Source organism: Flavobacterium sp. DSR3-2, assembly GCF_049896525.1.
GTDB lineage: Bacteria > Bacteroidota > Bacteroidia > Flavobacteriales > Flavobacteriaceae > Flavobacterium.
This window is the reverse complement of record NZ_JAFCUM010000001.1, coordinates 346,611-366,531: the sequence shown is the minus strand read 5'-3', so window position 1 is coordinate 366,531 and position 19,921 is coordinate 346,611. Positions and strand designations below refer to the sequence as shown.

Here is a 19,921-nt window from a genome sequence, read left to right as displayed (position 1 = left end):
ATGGAACTCTATTTTCAAACCAAAGAAGAAAGCAACAGAAAACAATTGGAGGATTTTTTGAAATTGTCCAAAGCAGAACGTTTTTATCAATTTTTGCGTTTGATGGAAAAGGTTAATCAATTTCCAATGAAGTATAAAAAAGACACTAATTCGAATTTTATTATTCAAATAAAAGCAAACTGATATGTTTCAAAAATGGGAAGAAAACATCAATCAATTTATTTCTATTGCCAATAAACATGAAGTAAGAATGTTAATGGTGGGTGGAGGTGCGGTAAATTTTCATGGATACCAGCGCCACTCCGCAGACGTCGATTTTTGGATAGAGACAACGGATGAAAACTTTAAAAAATTAGTAGCGGTTTTTAATGATATGGGATATGAAATTGATGATTTTCCAGAAAATGTAAAAAAACAAGAACAAAATATATCCGTTAAATTCTCTCCTGTAGACTTGGATTTAGAATTAATCACAAAATTTTCCGTAAACAAAACTTTTGCAGAAGCATTTAAAAATAGCGAGGAAGTAGAAGTGAATGACAATCTTTTTTTAAAATGGAATGTACTGTCATTAGAAGATTTAATAACAAGCAAAATTAAAGCAAACAGACCTAAGGATTTATTGGATATTCAGCAATTGCGAGAAATAAATAAAAACCAATAAAATTAGCTAAATAAAAAATACTGAAAGTATTCAGCATAAACATGGAAAAAGTAACAGCCAAAAAACACCTCGGACAACATTTCTTGAAAGACGAAAGCATTGCAAAAGACATTGCTGACACCTTGAACTTAGAAGGATATGAGGATATATTAGAGATAGGTCCGGGAATGGGAGTTTTGACAAAATATTTGTTGGAGAAGCCAGTGAACACCTACGTTATTGAAATCGATTCGGAATCAGTGACGTATTTGGACCAAAATTATCCAAAATTAAAAGACAGAATCATTTCTAAAGATTTCTTGAAATACAATATTAACGATATTTTCGAAGGGAAACAATTTGCTATAATTGGTAATTTTCCTTATAATATTTCGACACAAATTGTGTTCAGAACTTTGGAATACCGCGATCAGATTCCGGAATTTGCAGGAATGTTTCAGAAAGAAGTAGCAAAACGTATTTGTGAAAAAAAAGGAACCAAAGCCTATGGAATTCTGTCGGTTTTAGTTCAGGCTTTTTATGATGCCGAATATTTATTTACAGTAGATGAGAATGTTTTTATTCCGCCGCCAAAGGTAAAATCAGGAGTTTTACGTTTGCGCAGGAAGAAAGATTACAGTTTGCCGTGCGGCGAAAAATTGTTTTTTACCGTAGTGAAAACGGCTTTTCAACAACGACGCAAAACGTTACGAAATAGTTTAAAAACCTTAAATTTGTCGGATAGTTTGAGAGAAGACGAAATTTTCAACCTTCGACCAGAACAATTAAATGTAGAACAGTTCATAGAACTTACCCAAAAAATAGAAGCCGATGGAGTTTAAAATCAGCAAAGAATTAATTCAGGAATTAGAGCAACTCATTCAAAATAAAAACGACCAACAATTGGAAGTATTATTGAATGACATGCACCATGCTGATATTGCTGAAATTCTCGATGAGCTTGATTTTAATGAAGCGACCTATATTTTTAAAGTTTTAGACAGTGAAAAAACCGCCGAAATTCTTCTTGAACTGGAAGATGATTTGCGGGAGAATATATTAAGCAGGCTTTCAGCAAAAGAGATTGCGGAAGAATTAGATGAGCTGGAAACGAATGATGCGGCCGATATTATTGCGGAGCTTTCTAAAGATTTGAAAGCCGAAGTAATATCAGAACTTCAAGATGTTGAGCATGCCAAAGATATTGTTGACTTATTGCGTTATGACGAAGATACCGCAGGTGGAATCATGCACAAGGAATTGGTTAAAGTCAATGAAAATTGGAATGTGCTTACTTGTGTAAAAGAAATGCGCATTCAGGCCGAAAATATTTCCAGAGTCCATTCGATTTATGTGGTGGACGATGAAGACCGACTGAAAGGACGTTTGTCGCTAAAGGACTTATTGACAACCTCTTCCAGAACACCAATTAATGATGTTTACATCCGAAAACTAAACTCCGTAAAAGTAGATACTGAAGATGTTGAGGTGGCCCGGATCATGCAAAAGTACGATTTAGAAGCTATTCCTGTCGTAGACGAAATGGGACGATTAGTAGGAAGAATTACTATTGATGACATTGTAGACGTAATAAAAGACGAAGCCGATCAGGATTATCAATTAGCGGCGGGTATTTCCCAAGACGTTGAAGCGGATGATAGCATCTTTGAACATACAAAAGCACGATTGCCTTGGCTGGTTTTGGCGCTTTTGGGCGGATTCATCACCGTAAGAGTGTTGGGGTTGTTTGAAGGAGCGATGCTTCTGCACGGAAATTTATTCTTTTTCACGCCACTTATTGCCGCTATGGCAGGAAACGTAGGGGTGCAATCATCGGCAATTATTGTGCAGGGCTTGGCAAACAATTCATTGAGCGGATCCTTGTTTAATAGATTGATCAAAGAAGTTTCACTAAGTTTATTAAACGGAGTAATTCTGGCTACGATATTATTTTTAGGAAGTCATTTTCTGTTGAATGTCGAATTCATCATTGGGATTATTGTGACTATAGCATTAATGTCTGTAATTATAATTGCCTCGTTAATAGGAACTTTTATTCCGTTATTGCTGGATAAATTTGGAATTGACCCCGCGCTGGCAACCGGACCGTTCATTACAACGAGCAATGATATTTGCGGAATTCTGATTTATTTTTCGATAGCAAAAATGATTTTGGGGTTTTGAAAAAGTGAAAAGTACTTTTCAAAAAACTTTATTTTATTTTTTGTCAATTAAAAAGGGACAAAAATAAAAAAATAGATAAAAATAATTTAAGACAAATTAAATTCTAATTTTTATAAAAGAATCTAAAAAATTCAACAAAAACTAACACTTTCCCATATTGGCTCCGTCTCCTTTGGAGAGGGTTGGGGAGAGGAAAAACCATAACCAGCATGAAAGTACACATCATTGGCGGAGGAAATTTAGGCGTTTCTATCGCATTAGGACTATCAAAATTTTCACCAGAAAATCAAGTTACGATAACCCGAAGAAACACCTCCAGCATTCTGTATCTCGAAAAATCAGGTGCTACGGTTTCCACCAACAATACCCATCAGATTCAAGAAGCTGATGTTATTATTTTGACGATAAAACCGTACCAAGTAGATGCCGTTTTAGCCGAAATTCTCCCTGTAATTTCCAATAAAATTATCGCTTCGGCCGTGAGTGGATTATCAATCGAAAATTTACAAAACAAAATTGGTACTGCTAATAGTGCGATCCGAATCATGCCCAATATTGCGGCACAGTTTGGCGCATCAGCTACTTGTATTGCGTTTCATGAAAAAGACAAAGAAAAGGCTCAAGAAGTAGTTTCTCTTTTTCAGAGTTTGGGAACTGCTCCTATTATAGACGAAAAATTAATGGATGCTGCAACGGTCCTCGCGGCCAGCGGAACTGCTTTTGCATTGCGATACATTCGCGCTTCGATGCAAGCCGGAATCGAAATAGGATTTGACTGGCAAACTGCTTTAGCCATTTCTGCACAAACCGTAAAAGGCGCTGCCGAAATGCTTTTGGAAGAAAAAGTACATCCGGAACAGTTAATTGACCGTGTCACCACACCACAAGGTTGTACGATTGCGGGATTGAATGAAATGGAAATGCACGGATTCAGTTCGTCATTGATACGAGGAATCAAAACGTCCTTGAAACAAATCAAGGGTTAAGTGTCGTTTGGGCTTGTCCTGCTCCTCAAATTATTAGTTAAATAATGCGTGCCGGTCTGCCGTGCTGACCATGCAATCTTTAAAAGTCTAAAAAGAATTTTCTATAAAACTCCAAATAGAAATTGCTTCACTTGTTAATCAAGATTCTGAAATTTAGTATCTTGATTAACAGCGAAGCAATATTTTTTTACTTGAAATAGGTTCAACCAACGGGTTAGTAAATTGCATTTTGACTATTGCCCGTTTCCTTAAACAAAAATTTAAGCCATAAGATTGCTTAAATCTTTTATTTTTTGGTAGTTTGCTTTTACAGCAGCATGTTGTTGTTTAATCATCACCAGTTGTTCCGCGGATAAATCTTCATCGTGACTTAACGCGTCATCGTAGGTTTCAAGGGCAGCTTCTTCTCCATATTCACATGAATTAATTATCGCTTTTCTGTCGCTACCTGTCATAGCAGATTTGATATCCATCCATACTCTAAATAATTTACCGGATGTAGTTGTTCCTTCTGTAGGTGTTCCACCTAATCTTTTTACTTCCGCAACAAGTTCTGATTTGCATTTTAGACTTGTTTCAGTAAAATGAGAAAACAATGTTTTCAAATCTGTTTCATCAGCCTCTTTTGAAGCAGTTTCGTAACCTATAATTCTATCGTTGTTGATTTGGATTAACGAATTTAACGTGTCAATTGCTTTATCAGTGTTCATCTTTTTGGTATTTATTAAGAGAATTAATTTTCACTTACACAAATATCAGTATACTCTACAATAAAACTTTTACACAATTTTTTTTTAAATTTGCAACATTCACACATTGTTAAGTATTTGACAAACAGAATGTAAGACATGCTGCAGTAAAAAGTTTTAATTGTGAATTCAAAACATTTTTAACTCGTATAATACGTTACATCAACAATCAAAAATCAGTAATAATTTTGTTTTTTTATTTAAATGTGGAAGTTGTAAAGTGTTGTTTTTCTTTTTTACTACTTTTAATTGTGAATTAATTTTATAAAATAAATCTTATATTTGAAAAAACTACCTGCTCCGCAAAATGCTCATCATACAAGCTGCTCAAATGTCTCTGAATTTACGTCTGCAGGAACTAAATTTTAAAATCAAAAAAAATGAACGAGAAAATCAAAGTACTTCAAATTATTCATCTCGCTATTTCCGCGGGAACAGTAATTGCCTATTTATTTATTGGACAGCTTTCAATTGAAAGTTTAAAAATAGAGTTTATTGATTCCTCAGATTTGATATATTTTGCTATCCCGATTTTAGCTTTTTTCGTGAGCAATTTTTTATTTCAATCGCAACTTAAACAAGTCGACGTTAAACTAAAACCTGAAGATAATCTTCCTATTTACCAGACCGCTTCAATTATTCGGTGGGCCATTCTTGAAGGTTCAGCCTTATTTTTCTTGTTTTTAAAACAAGATTTATTGATCCTTGGAATTTTGATAATAGTATATCTTTTATTTTTAAGACCGACAGAAGATAGAGTTATTAGTGCGTTATCTAAAGCAATATAACTGCAATTAGGCTTTTTTACAAAGTGTTTATCATACAAGCTGCGCAAATATCTTTGACGTTGCGCAATTTTTTTACTAAAGCTTCATAAATATCAACATTTCGTTTTCGTGTAAAACATTCAAATAAATCCTATATTTGAAAAAAAACTATCGTGAAAAAACTACTCTTATTAGCGCTTATTTTAATTTCAAGTTATACCGTAAACGCCCAGCAAAACAAACAAAAACAACTGCTCAGGCATGTGGTAATGTTTGGTTGGAAACCGGGAACAGATGCCGCAGCAATTGACAAAGTGGTAACTGCTTTTGGGAATTTGGAACATAAAATCAAATTAATCAAAGCCTATGAATGGGGAATCAACAACAGTCCTGAAAACCTAAATAGTGGTTTGACTCATTGTTTTGTTTTGACTTTCAGGAGTGAAGCGGATAGAGATGCGTATTTAATTCATCCGGCTCATAAAGCTTTTGTAGCTGTTTTAAGTCCGGCGCCGGATAAAGTTACAGTAGTTGATTATTGGGTTAATAAGTAAAAGGAAGATACAATCAGTATCATGGAGATAGCTTTTAAATAAACTAAAAAAGCCTCGTTTGCTGCTTCTTAAACGAGGCTTTTTTCTTGTAAAAATGGAGTTAGATTATATACTATTTGGTTATTTTTTTTGCTTTCCCGGATTTCAAACTAAATTTCAACCATAAGAAACCAACAGTTCCTGCAATAAAGGAAGCAATCAAAATTGCAATTTTAGAATAGATAATTACTTCTTCTCCGTCGTTTTTAAAAGCAAGCAAGGTTATGAAAATAGACATCGTGAAACCTATTCCGCCCAGCATTCCTGCGCCCAGAATACTGCTCCATCTTAGATCTCTTGGAAGCGTACAAATCCCTAAACTCACAGCAAGAAACGAAAACAACCATATCCCTAATGGTTTTCCAACCACGAGGCCTAGCATAATTCCAATCGTGTTGGGATGATTCAAGCCTTCATACCAATCTGATTTTATGGCAATACAAGTATTTGCTATAGCAAACAAAGGAAGAATAAAAAAGGCAACTGGTTTGTGTAAAAAATGCTGTAATCGGTACGAAGATGTTTTTTTGTCACCATTTCCAAACGGAATTACAAAAGCCAATAATACTCCGGTTATCGTCGCGTGAACCCCAGAATTCAGCATGAAATACCACATCGCCGCTCCACCAATCAAATAAGGAATTAGGCTGTGTACTTTTCTTCGGTTCAGGATAAACAAACCGCCCATAATGGCAAAAGCAATAAGCAAATTCAGATAAGCAATCGTGTCTGTGTAAAATATGGCAATTACCACAATGGCACCTAAATCATCGATTACGGCAAGCGCAGTCAGAAACACTTTCAGTGATGTAGGCACGCGATTTCCTAAAAGGGACAGAATACCAATGGCAAATGCAATGTCGGTCGCCATAGGGATTCCGGCTCCGTTTTGTGTAATAGTTCCATAATTCAGCAGTAAAAAGATTCCTGCCGGGAAAACCATGCCGCCCAAGGCTCCAAAAATGGGTAAAGCCGCATTTTGAATACTGGATAATTCTCCTTGATACATTTCGCGTTCTAATTCTAAACCAATGAGAAGAAAGAATACAGCCATTAAACCATCATTAATCCAATGCGTTATCGAATGGCTGCCAATATTGGTTTCCCAAAACGCAATGTAGCCGGTTTGAATTGGCGAATTGGCTAATAAAAGAGAGAGTATCGTAACAAAAAGTAATAATAGGCCACCTGCTTTTTCACTTTCAAAAAAAGCTTTGAATGTTTTTGTTAATTTCATTTTTTGGTTTTCATTTATTATAAGCATGAATTTTATAATAAAAAATTCAGAGGGCTAATTTACAAATTACAACTTTAATCTCCGTTGTTAAAACAATAAACCGTAATTTTTTTGTTAATTTGAAGTATCAAAAACCGAACAATTATGGACATCAAAATCCTTCACATAGACAGCAATCATCCCGTACTTTGGGATCAATTACAGCATTCCGGATTTATAAATCACAGTGATTTCAATTCTTCAAAAGAACAAATCGAAGCCAAAATTCAAGAGTATCAAGGAATTGTAATTCGGAGCCGATTCAAGATTGACAAAACATTTTTGGACAAAGCCACTAATTTGCAATTTATTGCGCGCGTGGGAGCAGGATTAGAGAGTATTGATTGTGAATATGCCACATCCAAAAACATCACGCTGATTGCGGCTCCGGAAGGAAACAGAAATGCGGTTGCCGAACATACATTGGGAATGATTTTGTCACTTTTTAATAAATTAAACCAAGCCGACAGCGAGATACGTTCAGGACACTGGAATCGGGAAAGCAATCGCGGTCATGAACTCGACGGTAAAACGGTGGGAATTATTGGTTACGGAAACATGGGAAAATCTTTTGCAAAAAAACTTCGTGGTTTTGATGTCAAAGTGTTGTGTTACGATATTAAGGAAAATGTAGGTGATGCTAATGCGAAGCAACTTTCACTAGCAGAATTTCAGCAAAAAGTGGATGTCGTAAGTTTGCATATTCCGTGGACTCCCGAAACGGATAAAATGGTTGACAGTGATTTTATCAATGGATTTACTAAACCCTTTTGGATTATAAATACATCTCGCGGTAAGAATATTGTTACTGCCGATTTGGTTGCTGCCATGCAATCCGGTAAAATTCTCGGTGCTGGTTTGGATGTTTTGGAATACGAGAAATTGTCTTTCGAGACTCTTTTTAATGATAAGCACACCCCAGAAGCTTTTCAATATTTGTTGAAAGCCAAGAATGTAATTTTGACGCCGCATGTTGCCGGTTGGACATTTGAAAGTCACCAGCGATTGGCTCAAGTAATTGTAGATAAGATAAAAACTAAATATTTTGGTCAAGCCAAAGATGTAGAGCCGGAGCAACGCGTGACAGGAATTGGCGGTTTCTTTTTTAAATCAAAAAATTCAAAAGAACTGGTTGCTTGGTATGCAAAACACTTGGGTTTAAAAACCGATCAATATGGTGCTACTTTCTGGTGGAAAGACAAAGAGGGTAATGATTGTTCTACACAGTGGTCGCCATTTGTGGAGGACACCACTTATTTTGCACCAAGTGAGAAACAATTCATGCAAAATTTCCGAGTGCATGATTTAGAGAATTTATTAAAAAAATTATCGGATGAGGGTGTAACAATTGTGGGTGATATGGAGTCTTATGAGTATGGAAAATTTGGTTGGATTCTGGATAGCGAGGGAAATAAGATCGAACTTTGGGAACCAACAGATAAAGCATTTCAATAAAATTTTATATTTTTAACCGCTGAAAAACAAGCTAATACCAATAATTTATGGAAAACTTGAAAAATGAAGAATGGAATAATCCGCTTCCAGTACGACAAAACAACAAGAGACTTGCGGCAGGGCTGCTTGCTATTCTTTTAGGACCTTTAGCGATTCACAAATTTTTTTTAGGTTACACTACAGTAGGGATTATTTGGTTAGTAATTAGTTTATGCACTTGTGGAACCGTAACCGGTTTATTGGGACTTATTGAAGGAATAATTTATTTAACAAAATCTGACGAAGAGTTTTACCAAACGTATCAAGTTGGTAAAAAAGCATGGTTTTAATACATAAAAAATCCCGAATAAGTTCGGGATTTTTTTTATAAACAGGCATTCTGCAGTCAATCTTCTTTCTCGCTCAGTTTGCGTTCCAATTCAGCCTGAAACTCTTCCATTACCGGTTTCATAGTGCTTTCCGGAATATCTGCAATTCGGATGTACATCAATCCATCAACGGCATTATTAAATAACGGATCCACATTAAAAGCGACCACCTTCGCGTTTTGTTTGATGTATTTTTTGATCAAAACCGGCAAACGCAAACTTCCTGGTTCGAGCTCATCAATAATTTTATCAAACTTATTTAAATCGGATTCAGCTTCATCAAAAATGAAATCTTTATCGGCATCCTTCAGTTTGACCTTGTACGCTTTCTTCGGATGAATGTATTGCGCAATATACGGATCGTAATAATTAGACTTCATGAATTCAATCATCAGTGATTTCGAAAAATCAGAAAATTGGTTGCTGATACTCACGCCTCCCAATAAAAATTTATGTTCCGGATAGCGTAAAGTGGTATGCATAATTCCTTTCCAAAGCAAGAAAAGCGGCATTGGTTTTTGTTGGTATTCTTTGATGATAAAGGCGCGCCCCATTTCTATGGATTTGTGCATCATATCATGTAATTCTGGTTCAAATCGGAAGAGATCATTGAGGTAAAAACCATTTATTCCATATTTCGGATAAATTTCTGAACCCAATCCCATTCGGTAGGCACCGGCAATTTTATTAGCTTCATTATCCCATAAAAACAGGTGATGGTAATATTGATCGTGCTTGTCTAAATCAATAGACTCATTGGTTCCTTCGCCAACTTCTCTAAAAGTTATTTCTCGAAGACGGCCAATTTCGTGCAGGATATTGGGTATTTTTTTTGCTTCAGCGAGAAACACTTCGTAATTTTTACTTTGTAAAAGACGACAATCCGTACTTCGCAATGCATCCACTTCCTTCGTCATTTTGTCCTGATTGGCGGGAGTGACAATTTTCTTTGGACTTTTAAGAATTTTTAAAGTAGGTGTTGGCAAAAAAGTGCTTTCTTTTTCAAAAGGATTTGCCAGCATGTACGTTTTCTTTCGTAAAAATTCTGAGTATTCCTCGAGCGTAGTATGTTCGTTTTGTTCGCTTACTGAAATCGGTTTCCCAATGCGCACTTTTATCACACGATGTTTCTGGCTAAATACTTCTGACGGTAGTTTTGCGGTCCTAAAAGTCCCGCTGATTTTAGAAAGCAAATAAAATAACCGACTGTTTTTAGCATGAAAATAAATGGGAACGACAGGAACTTGGGCTTTTCGGATTACTTTAATAGCGCCTTCTTCCCAAGGTTTATCTACCATTAATTTTCCGTCTTTATAGGTTGAAACTTCTCCTGCAGGGAAAATACCTAACGGTTTTCCGTCACTCAAATGGCGAAAAGTTTCTTTTATTCCTACCACACTCGATTTAGTATCCTTATGATTTTCAAAAGGATTCACCGGCATGATGTATTTTTTGAGCGGTTCAATGCGATGCAAAAGGAAATTAGCGATAATTTTGAAATTTGGTTCTCTTTCCAGCATCAATTTTAATAACAGAACTCCGTCAATTCCTCCTAACGGATGATTTGAAATGGTGATATACGCACCTTCTTTTGGCAATCGTTTTAAATCCTCTTCAGGTATTTCAAATTTTATTTGTAAATCATCTAGAATTCCATTTAAAAAGGCAACATCCTGAAGATGTTTATTTCTGTCATATACTTTATTTAAGGTAGAGATTTTTAGCGCCTTCATCAGCATCCAGCCGGAAAAAGTACCTAAAACTCCGTACTTATCTGCATTTATTGCTTTTGCAACTTCTTTCGCGGTTACTAAACCCATGTATTTTTTGTTTTTTTTGGAGCAAGAAACAAAGATAGCAAAAAACTCCATTTTCTCTATTTTTCTCAATCAAACTTGTACTTTTTTGTTACATTTGGAACCCACATTCAAACAATATAATTTTTTCCGAGAAAATAAAAAAGTGGGTTCCTGACAACCGCAGGGGAAGATAATTTTCCGGAAGAAATTCAAATTTTTTTTAAATGAGAATTATTTCATACAACGTAAACGGAATCAGAGCCGCCATTTCTAAAGGATTTATCGATTGGTTGCAACACGCAAATCCGGATATTATTTGTCTACAGGAAATTAAAGCGACCGAAGATCAAATCCCTGTCGAAGATATCACAAAAGCAGGTTATCCGTACCAATACTACTATTCAGCAACGAAAAAAGGATACAGTGGTGTAGCGATTCTCTCTAAAATCAAACCCAACAATGTCTTTCACGGCACCGGAATTCACCACATGGATTTCGAAGGAAGAAACCTTCGTGCTGATTTTGATGATTTTTCAGTGATGAGTTTGTACCTGCCATCGGGAACAAATATTGATCGATTGGATCATAAATTCACGTTCATGGATGATTTTCAAACCTACATCAACGAACTAAAAAAAGAAATGCCAAACCTTATTATTTGTGGCGACTACAACATTTGTCACGAGGCAATTGACATTCACGATCCTGTCCGCAACAAAAATGTTTCGGGATTTTTACCTCAGGAGAGATCTTGGCTAGATGGATTCATGAAGTTGGGATTTGTTGATAGTTTTCGCCATTTCAATTCCGAACCGCACCAATATTCGTGGTGGAGTTACCGCGCCGGAGCCAGAGGAAACAACAAAGGTTGGCGTATCGATTACAATTTAGTCAGCGATACTTTAAAACATAAATTAAAAAGAGCCGTTATTTTATCCGATGCCGTTCATTCGGATCATTGTCCAGTTTTAGTGGAATTAGAGTAACAATTTTAGGAGCTGTTTCCCGCTATCCGTTACAATCTTTCTAGTCCTAAACTTGTTTCATGATCCTGAAACAAGTTCAGGACTAGAAAGGATTTTCACTTTTATCGGGGCTAGGGCATCCGATTATAATTTAATTTTTGCTTTCATCGCAACATAAGAAACAACATAAATACCAACAAAATGATTAAAAGAGTTTCCATCGGATTATTAGTACTGGCGCTTTCCACTTCCTGCGTAACCAAGAAAATATACAATGATTTAGAAAGTAAATACGCCGATTCCAAAAAAGAAAATAGAAGTTTAGCAGATGATAATGCCGATTTGCTAAAAGCTAAAAACCAATTAGAATTAGACCGCGACGAGTTAAAAACTGATTTAAGCAAATCCAAAGCGGAATTGGATAAATTGAAAGCAGATTACGCGGCTGCTCAAAATAAGTTCAAAGTCTTGCAGGATTCGTATGTCGCTTTAGAAAAAAATAGCGGAGACGCTTTGCAAAGCAACATGAAGAAAAATCGTGATTTGCTGGAACAATTAGACGAAAAAGGAAAAGCATTGGCATTCGAACAAGAGCGATTGAGCAAAAGCGCACAACGTTTGCAAGAACTGGAAGATTTGATCGCTGCCAAAGAAGCCAGCATGAAAAAACTAAAAGAAACCTTGTCGAAAGCCTTGAATAGTTTTGAAGGAAAAGGGCTGACCGTTCAACAAAAAAACGGGAAAGTGTATGTTTCCATGGAGAACAAATTACTTTTCAATTCGGGAAGTTGGGCTGTAGGTTCCGAAGGTAAAAAAGCAGTTGTAGAATTAGGTAAAGTTTTGGGTGACAACCCGGATATTTCCGTGCTTATTGAAGGTCATACAGATGATGACGCCTTCACGGCTTCAGGTCCTATTGCTGACAACTGGGATTTATCGACCAAAAGAGCGACGGCAATTGTCGCTATTTTGAGTGAAAACAAGAAAATCAACAAGGAAAATCTAACGGCTGCCGGAAGAGGAGAATTTTCACCATTGGGAAGCAATGCAACCGCGGAAGGAAAAGCGAAAAACCGTAGAATTGAAATCATTCTGACTCCAAGATTAGATGAAATTGCCGAAATGTTGAATGAGATAAATTAAGATCAAAACATCTAATGTTATAATTTTCACCATATCGGTATTTAAGGGCTTATTCAAAATGAAACTTAATGTTGCAATGGTTTAAAAAAAGAACTTTCCTATAACTACCGCCAATTTGCTAATTTTATCTTTCGATTGAAGGCTTTTAATTTGCGAATTTGCGGTTATATTTTGTAAACTTTTCTCAATTTTCTGTTAACAGCAAATGGTAACGACAAACTAATTTTATCTTTGTTTTCGAAAAAATATAATACAATTCCCTTCAACATGAAATACACCACTTTACCCAATACTGATGTAAAAGTCAGCAAAATTTGCCTTGGAACCATGACTTTTGGACAACAAAATACAGAAGCTGATGGCCATGCCCAAATGGATTATGCCTTAGAAAACGGAATCAATTTCTTTGATACTGCCGAAATGTATTCGGTTCCGGCGCGTGAAGAAACGTACGGAAGTACAGAGAAAATCCTAGGAACCTGGTTCAAAAAAACAGGTAAAAGAGAAGAAATAGTTTTGGCTTCTAAAATTGCTGGACCCAATCCAAATTTCACATACATGCGTGAGAAAAATGATTTTTCGCCCGCCAGCATCAAATTTGCTTTAGACCAAAGTTTACAACGCTTACAGACGGATTACATTGATGTGTATCAATTGCATTGGCCGGAACGTAAAACGAACTTTTTCGGACAACGCGGTTTTAAAGTACAAGAAGATGGTTGGGAAGATAACATTCATAACGTTTTGGAGACATTAGACGGTTTTATTAAAGAAGGAAAAATTAATCACATCGGACTTTCTAATGAAACGCCATGGGGAATTATGCGTTTTCTGGAAGAAAGCAAATACAACGATTTGCCAAGAATAAAAACGATTCAGAATCCATATTCGCTTTTAAATCGACTTTTTGAAAACGGTTCCGCTGAGATTTGCATCAGAGAAAATGTCGGTTTATTGGCTTATTCGCCAATGGCTTTTGGAGTTTTGTCCGGTAAATTTCTTACAGGTGAAAGTCATCCAAATGCCAGAATAAAATTATTCCCACAATTTTCCAGATACAACAGCACACAAAGTACCGAAGCTACACGCTTATATCAGGAAATCGCCAAGAAAAACGGATTGTCTTTAACAGAATTGTCTTTGGCATTTGTATCGCAACAGCCATTTGTAACGAGCACAATTATTGGCGCAACCACATTGGAACAATTAAAAGAAAATATTAATACGATTCAAGTATCACTTTCGGAAGAGATTTTAATGGCGATTGATGAGGTGCAAGCGGTAATTCCTGACCCGGCACCATAAATTAATTTTAACCACAAAGTTCACGAAGTTTTATACTTTAGGATCAAAAAAAATCAGTTCAAATCTTTGTGAAATTCGCGCTTTCATTGTGAACTTTGTAGTTAAATTTTAAGAATTAAAGGTCAAATTCGTCATCAACGGCCACGGAATCCACTTTAATTTGCGTGGAATCTTGTACTTTAAATTTGATAAAAGATTTTGCAGGTCCTGAAATCAATATGGGTAAGGACTTGTAAATAGTGTCTTCAGGAGTTAAAAGCCCTCTTCGAAACATGATATTTGTTAAGAACGATTCTTGTTGTATCGCAAAATCTTTCAACATCCCTTGATCGTTGAACTGATACATGAATTTTTTCGGACTTGGAATAATTCTGGCGAGATACAAGCATTCGTTCAGCGATAATTCCGAGGGTGTTTTTTGAAAGTAAAACTGACTCGCTTCACCAATTCCATAGACATTTGGACCCCATTCGATAATATTAAAATACACTTCGAGCATGCGCTCCTTGCTCACAATCCGGTTGTTTTCTAGAATGTAAACCAATAAAATCTCTTCCAGTTTACGCGACACTGTTTTCTCTCGACTGAGAAAAACATTTTTCACTAACTGCATGCTGATGGTACTGGCACCGCGCGAGAATTTTTTGGTTTTAATATTTTTGATAATCGATTGTTTGAAAGCTTCTTTGATAAACCCACGATGCGAAAAGAAAGAAGGATCTTCCGTTGTCAAAACCGATTTTCTTAAATACGGCGAAATTTGTTCCAGTGGCGTATAATTTGCATTAGCCGAACCCACTAAAACCGGGCGTTGCAACACGTTTTTTATAAGTGCCCGATACACAAATTCACCATTAAGTTTGTTGAGATTGGCTCTGCCATATTTGGTAATTTTTAAATTTTCTTTCTTCAATTTACTGTCAAAAACCAACTGATTGGGTTTGTTTTGATTATATGCAAAATCCAATTTATAATCAAAAGTACCGCTGGCTTTCATTCCTTGAAAATTGGCAAATAAACCGTCAGGAAGCGAAGTAATAAAGTCTTGCGCTTTCATTTTAGGGATGTTTACTTTGAGTTTATAAATCGTATCTTTTTCCGTTTCATAAGCCGCGTAAGGATAAAATTTTATCTTGTTCAATTGAACCGTTGAGTTGCTGTCAATTGAAATAAAATTAGAACCCAATAAAAATCGGTAATCAAATCTGGCGTTTTTTAGCAATACATCTTTACTGGCAATTTTTGGGTGGTTAATTTTTAAATTAGCAATAGCCATAAAACCATCAATATGTAATTCGTCGCCGTCTTTATCTATGTTTTGAATATTCAATCTGATAGAATCAAAACTCGATTTCAGGTTAAAACGTTCATCTAAATAAGGCATTTGGATGGCGCCAGTATCTATATTTACAAAACGGATATCGGCTTTTTTGTTTCTTGGATCGGCAAAACCTTTGATTTTCCAACGTTGTGAAATGGTGTTGGTTTGAACTTTTATTGAAGCTTCCAATTGCTTACTGACCAATAGCAATTTTTGAAAATTGATGGTTGCTTTTTTCCCGTTATCATTGAGTCGGAAAGAAAGATTGTAGAAAATCATATCTGTCGGGACTAAATTCAATGCTTTTGAGATGATGTTGTAAGCAAACTGTGCGTAATCTCTTTTCTCGTCGCGAATCTCAGTTTGAATGTCTTTATTTAGAAAAGCATCGTAATTTCCTGTTTTCCCTTTTTTTATCAGCTGTACAAAACCATTTTGTATTTCTAAAGTTCCAAGTTGTACATCGCCCATAACCAAGCGCAATAAATTGACGCTGGTTTTTAATTTTTGTATTCTTAGAAGCGTGTCGGCATTTTTTGGAACCAATATTATTTCAGTAAGATTCAAGCCCGATAATCCGTCAAAAGAAGCTTTTTTTATTGTAAAAGTACTATTATAATCCACTGCCATTTCATGGGTAACTTTTGCAATCGTCTGCTGTAAAACGGCATCACGAAACATATAAAAACCAATAATAAAAACTGCAAATAGTACAAAAAGTATTTTTGCAACTAAAAATATTTTTTGTTTTTTCATAAATGGTTTAATAAGTAATAGAATCTAAAACAACAGGCGTTTGGAATATTGGACATAAAGAAAAGGAAAATAATACTAAAGGAAAGTTTTTTATAATTTTCTTTAGAAGGTTGATTGGGAAAATGATTGATATTCCATTTTAAGACATAAAAAAACTACAACATAACTGAGTTGTAGTTTTTTTATGTCTTAGAAGTAGGGATATTAGCTGTTGGGTTCCGGTTTTTTATATTCGGAAGGGTTGTAATAACGTCTTACTTTTTCCACAATTTGGTTTAAGGTCATTTTGTCTGCGGTTTCTACTGCTTTTAGTTTTCCGGGTTCGATTAAATTTCCGTCCATTAATTTTTTTTCTAACCTTGTTTTGGTTTGTGCCGGACCAAAAACAATAAGTTCATCTGATTTTTTGACGTAAGACAAAACGGATTTTATAAAGTAATTGAGTTGTTCTTCTTTTCGAGCCTCAAATTGTGATTCGTTAGTGCTATGATGGCTGTCGCTGGAGAAAGTGCCTTTGTTGCCTTCCCTGTTGTGATATACGTTGTTTTCAACCTCAGAATCTATTTCAGTAATTTTTTCTGTATCACCATCAAGAGCAACAATTATTGCTTTTGAGGAATCTATCCAAATGCCAGTTTGTCTTTTCATGTCTTTGATTTTTAAGTTAAAGTAGATTGTTTTAAAACAGCTTTATTTTAATTTTCATTCAATCCGTTGGGTGTAATTCGATGTGTTTAATTTTTTTAAATCCACTCTGACTTCGCCCTGTGCAGGCTAGACACATAGATTATAAAATTTTGGAAAGCGTTTCACTTTTTTAATGAAAATTATAGTCATGTAAACCCAATAATTGGGCTATCTGACTTTTTTTCTCTGTGTTTCTATTTGGTTCAATTTCTTATTTTTGATTATTTGAAATATTATTATTTACGCCCAACAATTATTCATTTAATTTTCAACCATTTAAAATGAACGTAAGTTCTCTAGTTAAAACTTGTTCTGATTTATTTTTTCCTGAAAACGAAGAAGCGATGGCGTTGGTAGTTTTTAGAATTAAGGCATTAATTTCCGGCGTGAACAAGTGCTGATGTTCTGTTCTGAAAATTTTAAAGTCGGAAATCACTTGTTCCAATTCCCATTCATTTGTGACCAGCCGGTCAAAAACAATTTCGACTTAATAAGCGGTGTCATCGCCATATTCATTGAAACTGTTTTCCAGCGGAAGCGATTCCTTCTTAAGGTTTTATTTCAGTTTCTCTACTTCCTCTTTACCAATGGTTTTTTCAATGGCCGCAATATAATAGAACACCTTGCCTAAATGTTCGTATAAATGAGTCATATTTTGGTGTGAAGGTTTCATTTTATTTTCGCAATGCATTGTTAAACATAAAGTTACAAAAAATAATTAATTCTTCTTCTGAATTGTTGTTTTTCTTTAAAATAAGGAATTTTTAAAGTGACTCAAGGAAAGTTGAAGAAGTTAAAAAGTACTATTTCGTTTTTGCCTCCAGAAAAGACAGCAGATTGTCAGTTTCCAGTTTTTAATCGGCGTATTTTAATTGAAGTTCAGAACCTTCGCCCATTCTATTGTAGTATTCCAACGCTTTTTTTGCAAAGAAGCGTTTGTGAAAATATTGAAGTTCAGGAATTTAAGGAAATGTTTTATGAAAAAGCATTTCGTAATAGGCTTGCCATTCTCTTTCATTTTTATCTTCAATCAAGTTTTCTGTCATTTTTTGACCCATGTGAATCATTTCATGCAGTAGCAAATTGAGCATTAAGTGCAGCGGATATTTGAAAGTGTTTTCAGGAATGCGGATAATTTGGGGTTCGCCAAGAGCGCCTTCGGTAGTCATTAGGATAAATTCTGGTTTGGCTTTTTCCCTCAATTCAAAGCCTTTAAAATTTGGGTTTTCTAAACCATATTCTTGTATTAAAAACCTGACAGCAGCAATGGTTTCTCCAAGTTCATGAAAGGTATTGACGATTTGTAAATGTTCTGGATACGATTTCATTTTAGGTTATTACTATTTTGTGTTATGTGCTGACTGTAATGGGAATGGATTGCAGATTTTCGCTATGGTTGTGTTAATATGCCCGAGCCGTGGGGTTTTGTGTTGTGGTTATATAATATTTTTTCTTATAATTTGTTTTGTTGTATTGTAAAGTGGATTGTGGTCCCTTTATTTAATTCTGATGTTGCCCAGATTTCCCCATTTAGTTTTTCAACTATCTTTTTGCAAGAGGCTAAACCTAAGCCGCTACCGTCAAACTCTTCTTGATTATGTAAACGTTTGAATGGTTCAAAAATAGTTTTGAGATATTCTGGTTTTATGCCTATTCCGTTATCTTCTATTGAAAAAGTAAAAATAGAGTTCGATTCTTCGAGCTTTATATTCAATTGTGTGCGTGTTGCTTTTATTTGATATTTTAAGGCATTACTCAATATATTTTTGAATAATACGATCAGTGCCGTACGTGAACTTTTTATTACCGGCATTGTGTCAATATTGATTTCTGGCTTGTGACCATCGATATTTTCAGTTAGTTCTTCAAAAATAGATGTAATCAATAAGTTCACATCGATGGACTCAAACTCTTTGGTAATAAAACCTCCTTTTGCATAATCCAGTAAATCATGTATCAAAAGGTTCATTCTAGTAGTGGTGTTGTTAATTAATTTAAAGAATGTTTGGTCGGTATCGTCCCATAAATCCTCGTGTTTCACCTTGATAATTTTTAGCGCTGCTTGAACAGAACCTAACGGTTGCTTCAAATCATGTGATGCCATTGCCGAAAAAGCTTCCATGTTTGAAGAGTATTCCTGTAATTTTTGCTGATAAGAGACCAACAGTTTATTTTTCTTTCTAAGATCTAATAAAAACATTACCTGATTTGATAAACTTTGCAGTGCTTCAGTTTGTGCTGCGGATAATTTACCGGGCTTTTGGTCTATGACGCACAATGAACCTAAAGCAAAACCTTCGGAAGTAACGAGTGGAATACCATAATAAAAAACGATATTAGGGTGACCGGTCACCAAGGGGTTCGCGGCAAATTGAGGATTTACACGAGCATCTGTAACTTCGAAATGCGACTGAGGATCTGCAATCGCATGTGCGCAAAAAGAATGCTCCAATGGTGCCGGTTCACCTTCCCCAAGTCCTAAATTTGACTTGAAATACTGACGCTCACTATCAATGAAATTGATTAGTGATATTGGCGTATTACAAATTGAAGAAGCAATTTTTGTTAAATCATCAAACATTTTTTCCGGAAGAGTGTCCATTATATCAAACTCCATCAATGCTTTTACACGCTCTATTTCATTATCGTTTTCTAGAGTCTTCATATTTTTATGTCTTACTTTCAGTATGATTATTTTTCTTTAGTTTAATGTTCCCTTATTGAGGAACAATATTTATTCCTTAGATTTTTCTTTAACAGTGTAATTTGCCTTTAATTTTTTTCTAAATTATTTATCATCAATACCAGCAATTAGTTAGTAATAAAATTTTACAAAAGTAAAATAAAAGATGACATTTGTTAAACCCTGTAGCGCATACTCGTAATCTCTTCACTATACAAATCTATAACTAAAGCTTCTACTT

The 19,921-nt window shown here is 35.3% G+C and carries 19 protein-coding genes and 1 pseudogene; 12 read left to right on the top strand and 8 right to left on the bottom strand.

Going from position 1 to position 19,921, the window contains the following annotated elements; translation table 11 throughout:
- From ACP7AV_RS01540 to proC, 5 genes are all read left to right on the top strand, one after another.
- On the top strand, window positions 1-183 hold the full coding sequence (locus ACP7AV_RS01540; protein ID WP_426090481.1) for a hypothetical protein: 183 nt from the start codon (window positions 1-3) through the stop codon (window positions 181-183).
- A 1-nt stretch (window position 184) separates the two neighbouring features.
- Window positions 185-664, top strand: a complete 480-nt coding sequence (locus ACP7AV_RS01535) for a nucleotidyl transferase AbiEii/AbiGii toxin family protein (protein WP_426090480.1) — start codon at window positions 185-187, stop codon at window positions 662-664.
- A gap of 41 nt (window positions 665-705) precedes the next feature.
- On the top strand, window positions 706-1,485 hold the full coding sequence (gene rsmA, locus ACP7AV_RS01530) for a 16S rRNA (adenine(1518)-N(6)/adenine(1519)-N(6))-dimethyltransferase RsmA (RefSeq protein ID WP_426090479.1): 780 nt from the start codon (window positions 706-708) through the stop codon (window positions 1,483-1,485).
- Entirely contained in the window at window positions 1,475-2,827 is a 1,353-nt protein-coding gene (mgtE, locus tag ACP7AV_RS01525; protein ID WP_426062586.1) for a magnesium transporter, read from the top strand. Before rsmA ends, mgtE begins: the two co-directional genes overlap by 11 nt.
- A 209-nt stretch (window positions 2,828-3,036) precedes the next feature.
- On the top strand, window positions 3,037-3,813 hold the full coding sequence (proC, locus tag ACP7AV_RS01520; protein WP_426062587.1) for a pyrroline-5-carboxylate reductase: 777 nt from the start codon (window positions 3,037-3,039) through the stop codon (window positions 3,811-3,813).
- 260 nt (window positions 3,814-4,073) lie between these two features.
- On the opposite strand, the gene ACP7AV_RS01515 is transcribed toward proC, so the two are convergent.
- A complete protein-coding gene (locus ACP7AV_RS01515; RefSeq protein ID WP_426062588.1) occupies window positions 4,074-4,523 on the bottom strand; it encodes a PA2169 family four-helix-bundle protein in 450 nt (149 codons plus the stop codon).
- Between the two features lie 419 nt (window positions 4,524-4,942).
- Here ACP7AV_RS01515 and ACP7AV_RS01510 point away from each other — a divergent pair, with 419 nt between their 5' ends.
- Both ACP7AV_RS01510 and ACP7AV_RS01505 read left to right on the top strand, forming a co-directional pair.
- Entirely contained in the window at window positions 4,943-5,350 is a 408-nt protein-coding gene (locus tag ACP7AV_RS01510; protein ID WP_426090478.1) for an MFS transporter, read from the top strand.
- 152 nt (window positions 5,351-5,502) lie between these two features.
- Window positions 5,503-5,883, top strand: coding sequence for a Dabb family protein (locus ACP7AV_RS01505; protein WP_426090477.1), 381 nt, complete (start codon window positions 5,503-5,505; stop codon window positions 5,881-5,883).
- Window positions 5,884-5,995: 112 nt separating this feature from the next.
- Here ACP7AV_RS01505 and nhaA read toward each other — a convergent pair whose 3' ends face one another.
- Complete coding sequence (gene nhaA / locus ACP7AV_RS01500; protein ID WP_426090476.1) at window positions 5,996-7,159, bottom strand: Na+/H+ antiporter NhaA; 1,164 nt, start codon at window positions 7,157-7,159, stop codon at window positions 5,996-5,998.
- 144 nt (window positions 7,160-7,303) lie between these two features.
- Between nhaA and ACP7AV_RS01495 the strand changes: the two are divergent.
- Both ACP7AV_RS01495 and ACP7AV_RS01490 read left to right on the top strand, forming a co-directional pair.
- A pseudogene (locus tag ACP7AV_RS01495) lies at window positions 7,304-8,242 on the top strand (2-hydroxyacid dehydrogenase); the annotation flags it as partial.
- 458 nt (window positions 8,243-8,700) lie between these two features.
- Complete coding sequence (locus tag ACP7AV_RS01490; protein ID WP_426062592.1) at window positions 8,701-8,982, top strand: TM2 domain-containing protein; 282 nt, start codon at window positions 8,701-8,703, stop codon at window positions 8,980-8,982.
- Window positions 8,983-9,038: 56 nt separating this feature from the next.
- On the opposite strand, the gene ACP7AV_RS01485 is transcribed toward ACP7AV_RS01490, so the two are convergent.
- Window positions 9,039-10,841 carry a GNAT family N-acyltransferase gene (locus ACP7AV_RS01485; RefSeq protein ID WP_426062593.1) on the bottom strand — a complete coding sequence of 601 codons (1,803 nt, stop codon included), beginning with the start codon at window positions 10,839-10,841 and terminating at the stop codon, window positions 9,039-9,041.
- Between the two features lie 203 nt (window positions 10,842-11,044).
- Between ACP7AV_RS01485 and ACP7AV_RS01480 the strand changes: the two genes are divergently transcribed.
- The 3 genes from ACP7AV_RS01480 to ACP7AV_RS01470 all read left to right on the top strand — a co-directional run bounded on the left by ACP7AV_RS01480 (window position 11,045) and on the right by ACP7AV_RS01470 (window position 14,233).
- A complete protein-coding gene (locus ACP7AV_RS01480; protein WP_426090475.1) occupies window positions 11,045-11,806 on the top strand; it encodes an exodeoxyribonuclease III in 762 nt (253 codons plus the stop codon).
- 180 nt (window positions 11,807-11,986) lie between these two features.
- A complete protein-coding gene (locus ACP7AV_RS01475) occupies window positions 11,987-12,928 on the top strand; it encodes an OmpA family protein (RefSeq protein WP_426090474.1) in 942 nt (313 codons plus the stop codon).
- A 267-nt stretch (window positions 12,929-13,195) separates the two neighbouring features.
- A complete protein-coding gene (locus tag ACP7AV_RS01470; RefSeq protein ID WP_426090473.1) occupies window positions 13,196-14,233 on the top strand; it encodes an aldo/keto reductase in 1,038 nt (345 codons plus the stop codon).
- A 115-nt stretch (window positions 14,234-14,348) separates the two neighbouring features.
- Here ACP7AV_RS01470 and ACP7AV_RS01465 read toward each other — a convergent pair whose 3' ends face one another.
- The 5 genes from ACP7AV_RS01465 to ACP7AV_RS01445 form a co-directional block, all read right to left on the bottom strand.
- A complete protein-coding gene (locus tag ACP7AV_RS01465; protein WP_426090472.1) occupies window positions 14,349-16,310 on the bottom strand; it encodes a biosynthetic peptidoglycan transglycosylase in 1,962 nt (653 codons plus the stop codon).
- A 204-nt stretch (window positions 16,311-16,514) separates the two neighbouring features.
- Window positions 16,515-16,958: a hypothetical protein gene (locus tag ACP7AV_RS01460; protein ID WP_426062598.1), complete on the bottom strand. Its 444-nt coding sequence runs from the start codon at window positions 16,956-16,958 to the stop codon at window positions 16,515-16,517.
- A gap of 307 nt (window positions 16,959-17,265) precedes the next feature.
- Window positions 17,266-17,442, bottom strand: coding sequence for a hypothetical protein (locus ACP7AV_RS01455; protein ID WP_426090471.1), 177 nt, complete (start codon window positions 17,440-17,442; stop codon window positions 17,266-17,268).
- A 517-nt stretch (window positions 17,443-17,959) separates the two neighbouring features.
- Window positions 17,960-18,325, bottom strand: a complete 366-nt coding sequence (locus ACP7AV_RS01450) for a hypothetical protein (protein ID WP_426090470.1) — start codon at window positions 18,323-18,325, stop codon at window positions 17,960-17,962.
- Between the two features lie 125 nt (window positions 18,326-18,450).
- Entirely contained in the window at window positions 18,451-19,662 is a 1,212-nt protein-coding gene (locus ACP7AV_RS01445) for a GAF domain-containing sensor histidine kinase (protein ID WP_426090469.1), read from the bottom strand.
- Between the last annotated feature and the right edge of the window lie 259 nt (window positions 19,663-19,921).

Coding starts and splice junctions, on each gene's coding strand:
- ACP7AV_RS01540 (WP_426090481.1), top strand. CDS start 1: ATGGAACTCTATTTTCAAACCAAAGAAGAAAGCAACAGAAAACAATTG.
- ACP7AV_RS01535 (WP_426090480.1), top strand. CDS start 185: ATGTTTCAAAAATGGGAAGAAAACATCAATCAATTTATTTCTATTGCC.
- rsmA (WP_426090479.1), top strand. CDS start 706: ATGGAAAAAGTAACAGCCAAAAAACACCTCGGACAACATTTCTTGAAA.
- mgtE (WP_426062586.1), top strand. CDS start 1,475: ATGGAGTTTAAAATCAGCAAAGAATTAATTCAGGAATTAGAGCAACTC.
- proC (WP_426062587.1), top strand. CDS start 3,037: ATGAAAGTACACATCATTGGCGGAGGAAATTTAGGCGTTTCTATCGCA.
- ACP7AV_RS01515 (WP_426062588.1), bottom strand. CDS start 4,523: ATGAACACTGATAAAGCAATTGACACGTTAAATTCGTTAATCCAAATC.
- ACP7AV_RS01510 (WP_426090478.1), top strand. CDS start 4,943: ATGAACGAGAAAATCAAAGTACTTCAAATTATTCATCTCGCTATTTCC.
- nhaA (WP_426090476.1), bottom strand. CDS start 7,159: ATGAAATTAACAAAAACATTCAAAGCTTTTTTTGAAAGTGAAAAAGCA.
- ACP7AV_RS01490 (WP_426062592.1), top strand. CDS start 8,701: ATGGAAAACTTGAAAAATGAAGAATGGAATAATCCGCTTCCAGTACGA.
- ACP7AV_RS01485 (WP_426062593.1), bottom strand. CDS start 10,841: ATGGGTTTAGTAACCGCGAAAGAAGTTGCAAAAGCAATAAATGCAGAT.
- ACP7AV_RS01480 (WP_426090475.1), top strand. CDS start 11,045: ATGAGAATTATTTCATACAACGTAAACGGAATCAGAGCCGCCATTTCT.
- ACP7AV_RS01475 (WP_426090474.1), top strand. CDS start 11,987: ATGATTAAAAGAGTTTCCATCGGATTATTAGTACTGGCGCTTTCCACT.
- ACP7AV_RS01470 (WP_426090473.1), top strand. CDS start 13,196: ATGAAATACACCACTTTACCCAATACTGATGTAAAAGTCAGCAAAATT.
- ACP7AV_RS01465 (WP_426090472.1), bottom strand. CDS start 16,310: ATGAAAAAACAAAAAATATTTTTAGTTGCAAAAATACTTTTTGTACTA.
- ACP7AV_RS01460 (WP_426062598.1), bottom strand. CDS start 16,958: ATGAAAAGACAAACTGGCATTTGGATAGATTCCTCAAAAGCAATAATT.
- ACP7AV_RS01450 (WP_426090470.1), bottom strand. CDS start 18,325: ATGAAATCGTATCCAGAACATTTACAAATCGTCAATACCTTTCATGAA.
- ACP7AV_RS01445 (WP_426090469.1), bottom strand. CDS start 19,662: ATGAAGACTCTAGAAAACGATAATGAAATAGAGCGTGTAAAAGCATTG.